Here is an 11,048-nt window from a genome sequence, read left to right as displayed (position 1 = left end):
TCAAACCTCACGCGTCGCGGAACACTCCAGAGCTAGCGCCCCGGCAAAACAGGCAGGATCGGGTGTCCAGAGGAAGCGCCGCAGGGGCAGACGCCCCTCCCCATCCACAGGGATGCCCTCAGCGATCAACAGCTCCCGCTGCATCCAGTCGGATCCCTCACGGCTGGGGCTCATCGCAATGCGCCCCTGGGCATTAACGACCCGATGCCAGGGGATCTGGGAGGGCAGAGGCAGGCGCCGCAAGGCCCAGCCCACCTGGCGTGCACAGCCATAGGCGCCGATCCAATCGGCCACCTGGCCATAGGTGACCAAGCGGCCCCGGGGGATCTGGGACACGGCATCCCATACCCTCGAATCAAAGGACGTGCTCGCTGTCATGCCCCTTCTCCCCCGCCGGTTCGAGAGGCTCCGCTCCGTGCTCAACCAGCGGATGGCCGATCTGACCGTGCTGGTGGAGCATGTGGAGAAGCCCCACAATCTCTCAGCCATTCTGCGCAGCTGTGATGCCGTCGGTGTGCTCGAGGCCCATGCCGTAAGCCTCAGCGGCAGACCGCGCACGTTCAACAGCACCGCCCAGGGCAGCCAGCGCTGGGTACCCCTCTGCGATCACCCCGACGTGACAACGGCCGTGCAGCACCTGAAGGCGCAGGGTTTCAAGTTGTATGGCACCAACCTGGGCGTGGATGCCCGCGATTACCGCGACTGCGATTTCACGGGCCCCTGTGCCTTCGTGCTGGGCGCCGAGAAATGGGGACTCAGTGAAACCGCAACCGGCCTGATGGACCAGGCGGTATTCATCCCGATGCGAGGGATGGTGCAGTCGCTGAATGTGTCAGTGGCCACGGCCACGCTGCTGTTTGAAGCGCTGCGACAACGACAGGCAGCGGGGCTAGCGCCGAGTCGCGGGGAGGGGATCCCTGAAGACCGATACGACGACCTGCTCTTTGAATGGGCCTATCCCCAGGTGGCCCGGTGGTGCCGCGAGCAGGGGCGGGCCTACCCGGCGTTAAGCGAGGAAGGAGAGATCCTCGAGGACCTCCCACGCACCGCACGATTGCGCTGTTGAAGCAAGAGCAGCCAATCAGAACGGAATCAGAACATCCTTGCCGGCCTTGGGTCGCTCGATCACCGGGGTTCCGCGTCGCGCCGCCGGAAGCCGAAGCGCGAACACGAGCACCAGGGTCTCCAGGAGCAGGTTGCGACCAATGAACAACACCACCAGGGCCAGGGCGATCGCCAGCATCTGCTCGAGCAGACCGATCACATCATCCGGATTCGACCGACCTGAAAACCACAGGTAGGTCATCAGCGATAGGAAGATCAGCGTGGCCCACCAGGGCATGGCAGCAACTGCGGATTTCTTCAGTCTGCCGCGTCTCGTCCGCTGCTGCTCACCCAAGCTTCAAGCCCCTCCCCGAGGAAGGAGAGCCCGAGCACCAGCACAAACATCGCCAGGCCGGGGTAGAGGGCCGTCCACCAGATCCCGGTAGGCACTGCCGCCAGGGCCAGATTCAGATCACTGCCCCACTCCGGCACTGTTTCCGGCAATCCGAGGCCGAGAAACCCCAGCCCCCCCAACACCAGCACCGCATCGGCGGCATTGAGGGTGAGCAGCACCGGCACTGAGGTGATCACATTGCGGAGCAGATAACGGCGCAGAATCCACACCGGTCCGGCCCCGAGGGATTTGGCCGCCTCCACGAACAGCTCGGCCTTCACCTGGGCGGTTTGATTGCGCACCACGCGGAAATACTGAGGCACATACACAACGCAGAGGGCAGCAGCGGCATTGGGAATCCCGCGGCCGAGCAGGAAGGCCAGCACCACAGACAGCAGCAGCACCGGCAGGGTGTAGAGGGTGTCCATCAGCAGCACCAGCAAGCGATCGACACCACCGCCCAGGTAGCCGCTCACCATGCCCAGGGGCACGCCGATCACGAGGGCCAGAGCCACGGCCAGCAACACCACCTGCAAGGCAACACCGCTGCCCTGCAAGGTGCGAACGCACACGTCGCGGCCTAGACGATCGGTCCCGCACCAGTGCTGCCAGGAGGGGGCGGCATAGATGGGATTGTCGAGGCCGGCATTCGGATCAGGCAACACCCCGGCCGCCAGCAGCAATGGGGTGAGCAGGGCCACAGCGATGTAAACCGCCACGATCACCAATCCCCAGCGGGCCATCCGGGCCGAGAGGCTGGGGCGGGAAAGGCCCAGGGGGGAGAAACCGAAGCTCAAGGGCCGCCGGGGGGGTCGTGCTGGGGAGATTCTCGCTGCAGAGGAAGGCTCGGGCGATGAAGATGAAGGCATGAGCACCCACACCCCCTGGCGCGAACGCCTGCTCGGCAGCCTGATGGGCCAGCTGCAACTGGCCACGTATCTGGCGGTGTTCCTCGGCTTCACCGGCGCCAGCACCGCCGGGCTCTGGCTGAGTCAGCGCAGCCAGTTCCTCAGCGGCGAGGCGGAACTTACAGCTAGCGCCAGCTCACTGGAAACCTGCCTATTGGCCCACAACCTGCTGACAGCGCGTGAGGGGGAAGCGGCCAGCCAAGTCCACGAAGCGAAAGCCCGCGAGATCCGCCAGGAGCTGCGCGATCACTCAAGCGTGCGCACCACCCTCTGGATCGAGCAATCCGATGGCCAACTGCTCCTGCCGACGGCAGGGCATCTCCCCAACGATCCAGCGATGCTGCACTTGGCCATGGCCGCGAATCCCCAACGCCAGGAGGGAAGCACCCGAGCGATCAGTGTGGGCGGTCAGGACTATGTGACCCTGCTGCATCGCCAGTACCCATCGGGATTGCGGCTCTGGAGCTCTGCTGAGATCACCAGCGTGCAGCGAGCCCAGGGGGAATTTCTCAACTGGATGATCGTGATCTGGGGCAGCTGTCTGGTGCTTTCCCTCGCCGTGGTGAGCCATCTGGTGCGCAGGATCATCAGGCCTCTGCAACAGCTGAGTGACACCTCCGCCCAACTCACGGCCGACACCCTCACCACTGAAGCGGTGGAGATCGCCAATGCCCCGGTGGAAGTGACCCAACTGGCCCGTACCTACAACGACCTGGTGGAGCGACTGGCGGAATCGTGGAATCATCAGCGCCAATTTGTGAGTGCCGTCAGTCACGAATTGCGCACGCCGCTCACGATCGTTCAGGGATATCTGCATCGCACCCTGAAACGCGGAAGCAACCTCGATGGCGTGCAACGCCAGGGGCTCGGCGTCGCCGAGGAGGAAAGCCTGAGGATGGGACGCCTGATTAATGATCTGCTTGATCTCTCCCGAGGGGATTCCGGCCAGCTGCAGGTGAGCTGCAAACCGGTGTCGATGGCCGACACGCTGCAGGAAGCCATCAACCTGGCGCGCACCACCACCGAACGGGAGATTCAACTGGAACTGCCGGATGGCAACGAAGGAGCTTCCCTGGTGGCCCTGGCCGATGGCGACCGACTGCGACAGGTGCTGCTCGATCTGATCGAAAACGCCGACAAATACTCACCAGAGCAGGCCGTGATTCGCGTGCGCCTGCGCCGCGCTGGCACCAAGGCCTGCGTCGAAGTGGAAGACGACGGCATCGGCATTCCCGCCGATGAGCTTGAGCATGTCTTCGAGCGCTTCCGGCGGGCCAGTAATTCCTCCCAACGCAGTGGCACAGGCCTAGGGCTCTCCATCGTCAAACTGCTGGTGGAAGCGATGGAAGGTGAGGTGAGCGTTCGCAGCGAGCTTGGCCGTGGCAGTTGCTTTGTGGTGCAGTTGCCGCTCGCGGACCCAGCCCAATCCATCGACGCAGAGACATCCAAGCCATGATCAGCTACTTATTCGTGGCCTCCCTGCTGATTCCGGTCAACCTCTGGGCCGCAATCACGCCCCATTTGCACAGCGACCTGTCGATGCGCATCCTGCACGCCGTTTCGGTGCTGGTGCTGCTGCCACTGCTGCGATCCCTGTGGCTCGATCGCCGTCAGACGCTGCCAGCGCTGTCGGTTTTACTCGCTGTCTTCCTGCTGGTGATGGCAACGGTGAACAGCTGGATCGCATTCATGGGGATGGGCGTGGACTTCGGATGGATCGACCATCTGTTCCTGGCGCTTGGTGCCCTCAGTGTGGAGGCCTACTACTTTCTGGAGCCCCAGGCCTCGAATCCGCTACAGCGCCGCCGTGGTCCGTACGCGGCCTGACGGAGAGAGGGCTTGCTCCAACGTCAGATGCAGCACCGGCAGCGCTGGATCACGGCGAGCAATCAGCCCCGCCTCTGCCCCCTCAGGCAAGCTATCGAGCAGCACCCGATTCTGAAAACGGCTCTCCAGGCTGGGCAGACCATCGAGGCTGTAAGCAGGGCCGCAGCGCATCAGCACCTGGCCACGCCAGATCGAGGAGGGAGCTGAGCCAACGCTGTAGACGATGGCGCGACCTCGGCCGTCAGGGTCAGCGGGATCCGTGGCGATCGCCAGCACCGGGCGGCGCCCCGCCAAGCCACAGGGCCACTGCGCTGATGGGTAGGGATCCAGATCCACCCCATGGGCCATGGCGAGTTCGGCACGGAGCAGCGCCAGGGTGCGCTGCTGCTGGGAACGGGCCTGGAGGCGTGCCGCCATCGCGGCACCGAGCCTGAGGTCACCAAGCAGCAACTGCAGCAGCACGCCAAAGAGCAAGCTGCCCAGGCTGGCGGCCATTAGCAGCTCCACCAGGGTGAAGCCATCACAGCGATCAGGGCGGGGCATCAACTGGTCCTCCCCTTCGGCAGACAGTGGCTGCTGCTCAGGCCAGCGGCAGGATCCTGCTGGTAGCGGCCCTGCCGCATCACGCCCAGGGGGAGACTCACCACCAGGCAAGGGCGAACGGTGCTGCCTGGGGCGGACAGCACCGCCATCCCCCCGTCCAGCACCAGACCGTTGACACTGAAACGCAGGGGGTCGGGAAGGTTGGTGTCGAGACGGACCACCCCGCGGGAGAGGGGTTCCTCGAGGGCGAGGCCAGCCCCACGACAGGGCGACAGATCAGCGGAGGCCGGCGGTTGCCAACCCGCCTCGGTGAGGGAGAGGGCACAGGCCTTCCCGTCGCGCTCCGCCGATCGCCGGGCTTGCTCCAGGCCCACGGCCAAGCGACGCATGGCACCATCCAATTCGGCGCGAGCGCGATCCTGGCCGGCATGCACCAGACCGATCGAGGCGAGGATCCCCAACACGGCAATCGCCACCAGCAGGTCCACCAGGCTGAAGCCGCCATCACGCTGGCTCATGGCTCCAACTCCTGGGCGTGGAGCGCACAGGTGCCGCTCCCGGCGGGGGTGAGCAACTGGCGACGGCTGAGATCGGTGGGGAGATGCTGCAGGCTGAGCCAGACACCACCGGTGGGAAGGTCTGGCTCCAGGCTGCGCTTGAACGGCTCCGGCAGGGGCTGCGCCAACGCCAGCTGATCCGCCATGGTGGCGGCGTCAAAGCGACAGGCCCCCGCATACTCCTGGACCAACCAACGGCGGCCAGCCAGCAGGTGGGTGTTGAGCAACTCCAGCTCGCCCTGCTGCTGTTGCCCCTCCAGGGCAGACCGGGCGGCCAGGCTCCAGGTCTGTAGAGCAGCTCCGCTGCTACCAGTGAGGATCACCGCCGCCACCAACACTTCCGGCAGGGTCATGACGCCGGCTCCGACACGGGCAGGCGCTGCAAACCCTCCTGCAAACGCCACTGTCCCTGGGCACGATCCAAACGGAAACGCGCAGCAGCCGGTTCAGCCTCCAGGGCCAGGCTGAGGGTCGCACCATTCCCGTCAGGCTCCCAGGCGATCAGACGCCAGGTAGGCGTTCCGGTGTGAACGGCTCCACTGCGGAGCCGTTCGAGTGAAGCCTCTGCGCAGAGAGACGTCAGTCCCTCCCACTGGGACGAAGGCCAGGCGAGCAAGCAAGCATCGCCAGGCTCCGATGCCCTTTGCAGAAAGGTCATGGCAGCAGCCCGCAACTGGTCCTCGCGCTGGTGGAGTTGCAGCTGCAAGCGCCCACGGCTGCGGGCCTGAAGCGCGAGGGTGTGCAGAGAGGCGCTGCCGATCAGCAACACAATTGAGGTGCTGATCGCCAGGGGCAACACGAAGCCATTGGCCGGCGGTCGAACGCGAAGACGCATGGATGAACAAGCAACTCCCTAACCATTCCCCCCCAGGGCCGATACGCTGCCGCCAGAGCACGAAAGGCCTTGAGCGACCAGGAATCAGCGCCGTTGCTGCTGGTGGATGACGACCCTGAACTGCTGCAGTTGCTCTTTGATGAGCTGCAGGGCGCCGGCCATCGGTGTGTGGGGGTGAACAACGGTCAGGACGCACTCATGCACTTGCGCCGTGGCCATTTCGCGCTGGTGGTGCTGGATTGGACGCTGCCGGACTTCAGTGGCGTGGAGATCTGCCGCCGGCTGCGCAGCAGCGGCAACACCACGCCGGTGCTGATGGTGACGGCACGGGATGCCCTCGAAGAGCGGGTGGCGGCACTGGATGCCGGTGCCGATGACTACCTCACGAAACCCTTTGAACTGGACGAACTCCAGGCCCGCGTGCGCGCCCAGCTGCGGCGGCGGGACTACACCAGCGGCCAGGAGGCTCCGGCACGGCTGGAGCTGGGCGACCTCAGCATCGATCTAATCCTGCGGCGGGTGCTGCGGGCGGAGCAGGAGATCAACCTCTCGCAGCGGGAATTCGATCTGCTGGTCTGCCTCGTGAAGCACCCCGAACAGGTGCTGGAACGCGAGCAGATTCTCGAGCTGGTGTGGGGCAAGCCCTTCGTGGGTGATCCCAACACCTTGGATGTGTATATGGGCTATCTGCGCCGCAAGCTCGAGAAGCCCGGCCTCGCGCAGCTGCTGCACACCGTGCGCGGAGTGGGCTTCATGGCCCGACTGGGGGAGGTGAAGGCCTGAGGTTCAAACCGGAAAGCACAGCTGCAGATCGGCACCTCCTCCGGCCTGATCAGCGATGCGCAACTCTGCCCCCATCGCCTGACTGAGCTCCTGCACCATCGCCAGACCGATGCCGCTCCCGCGGGTGCCGGCGGAACTGCTGCCGCGGGCAAACCTCTCCAGCACGTGGGCCCGCTCAGCCGCGGGAATCCCGGGGCCGCTGTCGCTGACATGCAGCACCACAGCATGGTGATGGCCCGTTGGCGAACAACGCTCGGAACAACGAAGCAGCACGGGGCCCTGGCTGTAACGGAGAGCGTTATCAGTCAGAGCGGCCAGACACTGCTGGAGGCGCTCCCGGTCGGCATGAATCGTGGGAAGCGACCGCTCAGGGAGAGGTCCGAGCCGGAGCCGTTCAGGAGCTGTGGGCCGCAAGCGCTCAAAGGCCTCAAGCAGCTGTTGCTCGCCATCAAGAGCTTCGATCGACAGTTGAAGACGGCCGGAATCCGTGCGGGCTAACTCGAGCAGAACACTGATCAGCTCAGCCATGCGGGAGGCTTCCGCTTGGATCTGCTGCAGCGACTGATGCAAGGCATCAGGATGCGCCTGCCGCAACAGGCGCTGACTGCGGCCGGAGATCAGCGTGATCGGCGTGCGTAGTTCATGGGCGACGCCATCCACAAACCGGCGCTCCCGTTGCCAAGCCGCCGCCAGCCGTTGCTGGAGATTGTTGAAGGCTTCAGCGATGGCCTGCAGTTCCTGGGGCTGACGGCTGGGATCGAGCAGGTGCTCACCAAGGGTGTCGGCCTCGAGAGCCTGGAGCTCCTGATCGAGATCATTGAGGGGGAGCACTAGCCCCCGCTTCAACACCGGCCGCAAGAGCAGGGAGGTGAACAGGATGGAGGCACCAGCGGCGGCCACCAGCAGCATTTGTGAGAACTGCTGCTGCTGCAGGGAGTCCGTTACGTCTTGGCGCAGCTCAAGAAGACGGAGCTCATTGTTCGGCAAACGCAAACTGGAGCGGCTGAGCAACCACTGCTGGCCGGAAGGGCCTGGTTGGAGCGTGGGCGACTGCAACTCACCATCAGCGAGCACACGCGCTTCCAGTCCCAGAGAGCGGAGTGGGCCGGCATCCAAGGCACCTGAGGACGCCTGCTGCAGTAGGGATGCCGCCAGCTTCAGGTGCTGTTGTTTGCGTTGGAGATCCGCCAAGGCCGCATTCACCACCAGCAGCAGCACATAGCCCGCAATTACCGAGAGCACGGCAGTGGACTGAAGCCAACCGCGCAGTGATGGCAGAACGGTGCGCCGCAACAACTGAGTGCAACCCTAAGAACCTTCTTAGGAAGCTTTAGCCGTTCATTCCTGTACGAACCATGAAAAAAGGAGATGGTTGATTCGTGAGCACGAGACGTGCCAGTTCACCTATCACCATCAGACCAGCCATGACCACACTCAACAGCCGGCTGCAGCTGGCACTGCTCAACCGTAAGAAATCCCGCAATCTGCTCGAGAAGGGCTTCACCTTGGTGGAGCTGATGATCGTGATTGCCATTGTCGGCGTTCTTTCTGCAGTTGCCCTCCCAAATCTTTTGAGCAACAGAGATCGCGCTGCCGCCCAAGCTGAAATTGGGTCAATGATGTCTTTTGCCAAACAATGTTCATCAAACATGCTTAGCGAAAACCCTGTTCAAATTAAAAACATCCCTGCCGACATAAAAGCAAGCCCAGATATGCCCACTACGCCGGGTTGCTTTGTGAATGGCACAGGTGTAACGTCAACAACATTTAAGAATAAAACGGCTTTCCCAAACGCAGCTAATATTATTGGAATGGTTTGCGGTCAAGACGTCAATGGGGCGGATGTAGTTGCGGACGGCTCAGCTGATGCAACTTGCACGCTTACAGTTCATGATGGGACTACGCAAGATGTAGGCCTGATCGTCGGCGAATGGAGCTGAAGTCATACACTTATTCAAAATAGTTTCTACGCCAGGGAAGCATCAGTTTTCCTGGCGTAGTCCTTAAAGAGGCACAGCTCCATGATACTCCTCCTCAGAACGTATCAAAACAAAACTGGAGGCAAACAAAGCGAGGGCTTTGCTCTTCTTTTTGTCCTCGCTGTTGGCCTGATTGTCACCGTCGGCGGCTTTGCCATGATCGCCCGCAGCTTTGGTGGATTGTTCGGCTCAATCCGTTCAGAACACACACGCCAGGCGCGCGAAGCCGCCGAATCAGGCCTCGCTCAAACCATTGAGGAACTGAATCGCAAATACAACTACCTTTTAATCAACTGCTATTCGGAGAGTGCGGGGGCTTTTGCATCCACCACTTCACCAGTGGCGAACTCCTGCAGCAAAACAGGCAGCTGGAACTCGCCAAGCCTTCCTTCAGCCATCTGCAAGGGTTCACGGACAACTGGAAGCTATCCAAACCTAAGCAAAACGATTGATCAGCCCAAGAGCCGATACCGCATCAATCACTTTGCCTTTAAAGGCACCAGCTTTTATGGCGGAACAGGAAGCCTGCGCATCACAGGCGAGCGCCTGAACTCTGCAGGAGATCGCATTCTCGCCACAGCCGCCATTGAACAAACCTTCAACATCATTCCCAAACCCTGCCCGATCGGGAGTGGCTTCCCGGGCCTACTTGGAATGCAATCCATTGACCTCGGCGGCAATGACGTAACGGGGATAACCTCCGGGAATGTGTTCTGCATCAGCTGCACTGTTGAGGATCCAATCCGTGACGATGGCACCTACACCCGCGATGAACTGGAAGATGCCGTGGGAGCCAATAAAAACAGCGACGTCGACGGACAGATCTACATTGGTGAATTACATGTCCCTCTCACAAAAACATTCCCCAGCGAGCTCGAGACCTTCGTCACCAAACAATCAATCAATACAGAACTAACAATTACAGCAGGCGAAACAGCAACAACTGCAGGAAATCCAAATTCGAGTGGGATCTGCGCAACCGATTCCAACACACCACCGATCACCCACTGCATGATCGATGCCATCGACCTCACGGGGCAAGGAGGCAATAAAAAACTCGTCGTTGATACATCGAATGGCCCCGTTCGCCTTTACATCAGCGGCAATGTTGAAGCAGGTGGCCAATCAGGCATCGAGCATGTCTGGGATCAATCAGGGGATCCACCCTCGGCACGCCTGGCACTATTCGGCAATCCCCTCAGCAGTGACCCACGCTGCGAAATAGACCCAACATTCCACAACCAGACTGTCAAGATTGCTGGCATCGGAACACCCACCAAAGGCAATCTCTTTGCCTATTTCCCCTGTGGTTCTGCTGGAATCAATGGAGGTGCGAATAAATGTCCGAAGCCTCCAACGAGTGATTGCGACCCAGATGCCATCGGTGCCGATATCAAAGGGGCTGTTTGGGCCAAAACCTGGGATGGCTCCAACTCCAACAATGCACAACTGGATGTTCCCGCTGACATGGCATCACAGCTGGTGGAATATTTCGGAACGGATTACGGCATCAGTGTTCGCCGTTACGTTACACAAGGTGTGAGTGACTGGCGTGGCTTCCAGGGAGTGGCGCAATGAACTCCCTGACAACGAAGCTTCAAAGAGGTGAGGCATGGGGATTCACTCTCACCGAACTCCTGATTGTTGTCAGCCTCATTGGAATCCTGGCAGGTATCAGCCTGAGCACACTGAACAACAACCGCCGAGATGAGCGACTCAAAGCAGCGCTCCGAGAAACCAGCGTTTGGCTTGATGGCGTGCGATCCCTGGCCATCCGTCAGGACATGGCCTGCCAAATCCAAATCAACAACAGCCTCAAACGTCTACGGATTCACTCAACGCAAACCAGTGATCCCTGCCAAAGCACAGCGCTTGCCGATCACCTGATCCAACCACAGCTGCGTTCGGGAGACACTTTTGTTTTGTGCAGCAAGCAACTCACAGCATCTCAAGACCCCACACAAACGAGCATCACCTGTGACACAAGCGACGCCAGCACGACACAAACCACCTTCACCCCAAGAGGAACGACCACGGCCACGGTGCTGATCAAAGCGACGTTGCGCAACGCAGATCAAGGCCGTTGCATCGCTCTCGTAGCCCCATTGGGGCTGGTCCGTTCGGGACGCATCATCAATGGAACCTGTGATCTCACAACCGCCTTCTAAACAGACGCAG

15 protein-coding genes are annotated in these 11,048 nt (G+C 61.5%); 7 read left to right on the top strand and 8 right to left on the bottom strand.

Annotation, left to right across the window (positions count from 1 at the left end; genetic code table 11):
- Complete coding sequence (locus CWE17_RS08275) at positions 1-378, bottom strand: MGMT family protein (RefSeq protein ID WP_131456145.1); 378 nt, start codon at positions 376-378, stop codon at positions 1-3.
- On the opposite strand from CWE17_RS08275, the gene trmH reads away from it, so the two are divergent.
- Positions 377-1,066, top strand: coding sequence for a tRNA (guanosine(18)-2'-O)-methyltransferase TrmH (trmH, locus tag CWE17_RS08270; RefSeq protein ID WP_131456143.1), 690 nt, complete (start codon positions 377-379; stop codon positions 1,064-1,066). The genes CWE17_RS08275 and trmH overlap by 2 nt on opposite strands.
- 15 nt (positions 1,067-1,081) lie before the next feature.
- On the opposite strand, the gene CWE17_RS08265 is transcribed toward trmH, so the two are convergent.
- Complete coding sequence (locus CWE17_RS08265) at positions 1,082-1,342, bottom strand: hypothetical protein (protein WP_131456141.1); 261 nt, start codon at positions 1,340-1,342, stop codon at positions 1,082-1,084.
- 20 nt (positions 1,343-1,362) lie between these two features.
- Positions 1,363-2,181 (bottom strand): ABC transporter permease, encoded by an 819-nt coding sequence (locus CWE17_RS08260; protein ID WP_131456526.1) that lies wholly within the window; start codon positions 2,179-2,181, stop codon positions 1,363-1,365.
- Between the two features lie 124 nt (positions 2,182-2,305).
- Between CWE17_RS08260 and CWE17_RS08255 the strand changes: the two genes are divergently transcribed.
- Together CWE17_RS08255 and CWE17_RS08250 are read left to right on the top strand one after the other, a co-directional pair.
- Positions 2,306-3,802 (top strand): cell wall metabolism sensor histidine kinase WalK, encoded by a 1,497-nt coding sequence (locus CWE17_RS08255; protein WP_131456139.1) that lies wholly within the window; start codon positions 2,306-2,308, stop codon positions 3,800-3,802.
- A complete protein-coding gene (locus CWE17_RS08250; RefSeq protein WP_131456137.1) occupies positions 3,799-4,173 on the top strand; it encodes a hypothetical protein in 375 nt (124 codons plus the stop codon). Before CWE17_RS08255 ends, CWE17_RS08250 begins: the two co-directional genes overlap by 4 nt.
- Here CWE17_RS08250 and CWE17_RS08245 read toward each other — a convergent pair.
- The 4 genes from CWE17_RS08245 to CWE17_RS08230 are packed head-to-tail and all read right to left on the bottom strand — an operon-like array spanning position 4,141 to position 6,108.
- Positions 4,141-4,716, bottom strand: coding sequence for a prepilin-type N-terminal cleavage/methylation domain-containing protein (locus CWE17_RS08245; protein ID WP_131456135.1), 576 nt, complete (start codon positions 4,714-4,716; stop codon positions 4,141-4,143). The genes CWE17_RS08250 and CWE17_RS08245 overlap by 33 nt on opposite strands.
- Positions 4,716-5,234 (bottom strand): GspH/FimT family pseudopilin, encoded by a 519-nt coding sequence (locus CWE17_RS08240; RefSeq protein ID WP_131456133.1) that lies wholly within the window; start codon positions 5,232-5,234, stop codon positions 4,716-4,718. Before CWE17_RS08240 ends, CWE17_RS08245 begins: the two co-directional genes overlap by 1 nt.
- Positions 5,231-5,626, bottom strand: coding sequence for a type II secretion system protein (locus tag CWE17_RS08235; RefSeq protein WP_131456131.1), 396 nt, complete (start codon positions 5,624-5,626; stop codon positions 5,231-5,233). The genes CWE17_RS08240 and CWE17_RS08235 overlap by 4 nt, the downstream gene beginning before the upstream one ends.
- Positions 5,623-6,108 (bottom strand): hypothetical protein, encoded by a 486-nt coding sequence (locus CWE17_RS08230; protein WP_131456129.1) that lies wholly within the window; start codon positions 6,106-6,108, stop codon positions 5,623-5,625. Before CWE17_RS08230 ends, CWE17_RS08235 begins: the two co-directional genes overlap by 4 nt.
- 69 nt (positions 6,109-6,177) lie before the next feature.
- Here CWE17_RS08230 and CWE17_RS08225 point away from each other — a divergent pair, with 69 nt between their 5' ends.
- Positions 6,178-6,891, top strand: a complete 714-nt coding sequence (locus CWE17_RS08225; protein ID WP_131456127.1) for a response regulator transcription factor — start codon at positions 6,178-6,180, stop codon at positions 6,889-6,891.
- Between the two features lie 3 nt (positions 6,892-6,894).
- Here CWE17_RS08225 and CWE17_RS08220 read toward each other — a convergent pair whose 3' ends face one another.
- Positions 6,895-8,184 (bottom strand): HAMP domain-containing sensor histidine kinase, encoded by a 1,290-nt coding sequence (locus tag CWE17_RS08220; protein WP_131456126.1) that lies wholly within the window; start codon positions 8,182-8,184, stop codon positions 6,895-6,897.
- Positions 8,185-8,315: 131 nt separating this feature from the next.
- Here CWE17_RS08220 and CWE17_RS12470 point away from each other — a divergent pair, with 131 nt between their 5' ends.
- The 3 genes from CWE17_RS12470 to CWE17_RS08205 all read left to right on the top strand — a co-directional run bounded on the left by CWE17_RS12470 (position 8,316) and on the right by CWE17_RS08205 (position 11,038).
- On the top strand, positions 8,316-8,831 hold the full coding sequence (locus CWE17_RS12470; protein WP_305000498.1) for a type IV pilin protein: 516 nt from the start codon (positions 8,316-8,318) through the stop codon (positions 8,829-8,831).
- An 81-nt stretch (positions 8,832-8,912) separates the two neighbouring features.
- Positions 8,913-10,448 carry a hypothetical protein gene (locus CWE17_RS08210; RefSeq protein WP_131456124.1) on the top strand — a complete coding sequence of 512 codons (1,536 nt, stop codon included), beginning with the start codon at positions 8,913-8,915 and terminating at the stop codon, positions 10,446-10,448.
- Positions 10,445-11,038 carry a Tfp pilus assembly protein FimT/FimU gene (locus CWE17_RS08205; protein WP_131456122.1) on the top strand — a complete coding sequence of 198 codons (594 nt, stop codon included), beginning with the start codon at positions 10,445-10,447 and terminating at the stop codon, positions 11,036-11,038. Before CWE17_RS08210 ends, CWE17_RS08205 begins: the two co-directional genes overlap by 4 nt.
- Positions 11,039-11,048: the final 10 nt, after the last annotated feature.

This window comes from Synechococcus sp. BS56D (assembly GCF_004332405.1).
GTDB lineage: Bacteria > Cyanobacteriota > Cyanobacteriia > PCC-6307 > Cyanobiaceae > Synechococcus_C.
Note: the sequence above shows the minus strand (reverse complement) of the source record. Positions and strands in the feature narration are given on the sequence as shown.

Coding starts and splice junctions, on each gene's coding strand:
- CWE17_RS08210 (WP_131456124.1), top strand. CDS start 8,913: ATGATACTCCTCCTCAGAACGTATCAAAACAAAACTGGAGGCAAACAA.
- CWE17_RS08255 (WP_131456139.1), top strand. CDS start 2,306: ATGAGCACCCACACCCCCTGGCGCGAACGCCTGCTCGGCAGCCTGATG.
- CWE17_RS08250 (WP_131456137.1), top strand. CDS start 3,799: ATGATCAGCTACTTATTCGTGGCCTCCCTGCTGATTCCGGTCAACCTC.
- CWE17_RS08230 (WP_131456129.1), bottom strand. CDS start 6,108: ATGCGTCTTCGCGTTCGACCGCCGGCCAATGGCTTCGTGTTGCCCCTG.
- CWE17_RS08245 (WP_131456135.1), bottom strand. CDS start 4,716: ATGCCCCGCCCTGATCGCTGTGATGGCTTCACCCTGGTGGAGCTGCTA.
- CWE17_RS08265 (WP_131456141.1), bottom strand. CDS start 1,342: ATGCCCTGGTGGGCCACGCTGATCTTCCTATCGCTGATGACCTACCTG.
- CWE17_RS12470 (WP_305000498.1), top strand. CDS start 8,316: ATGACCACACTCAACAGCCGGCTGCAGCTGGCACTGCTCAACCGTAAG.
- CWE17_RS08260 (WP_131456526.1), bottom strand. CDS start 2,181: ATGGCCCGCTGGGGATTGGTGATCGTGGCGGTTTACATCGCTGTGGCC.
- CWE17_RS08240 (WP_131456133.1), bottom strand. CDS start 5,234: ATGAGCCAGCGTGATGGCGGCTTCAGCCTGGTGGACCTGCTGGTGGCG.
- CWE17_RS08235 (WP_131456131.1), bottom strand. CDS start 5,626: ATGACCCTGCCGGAAGTGTTGGTGGCGGCGGTGATCCTCACTGGTAGC.
- CWE17_RS08275 (WP_131456145.1), bottom strand. CDS start 378: ATGACAGCGAGCACGTCCTTTGATTCGAGGGTATGGGATGCCGTGTCC.
- CWE17_RS08205 (WP_131456122.1), top strand. CDS start 10,445: ATGAACTCCCTGACAACGAAGCTTCAAAGAGGTGAGGCATGGGGATTC.
- trmH (WP_131456143.1), top strand. CDS start 377: ATGCCCCTTCTCCCCCGCCGGTTCGAGAGGCTCCGCTCCGTGCTCAAC.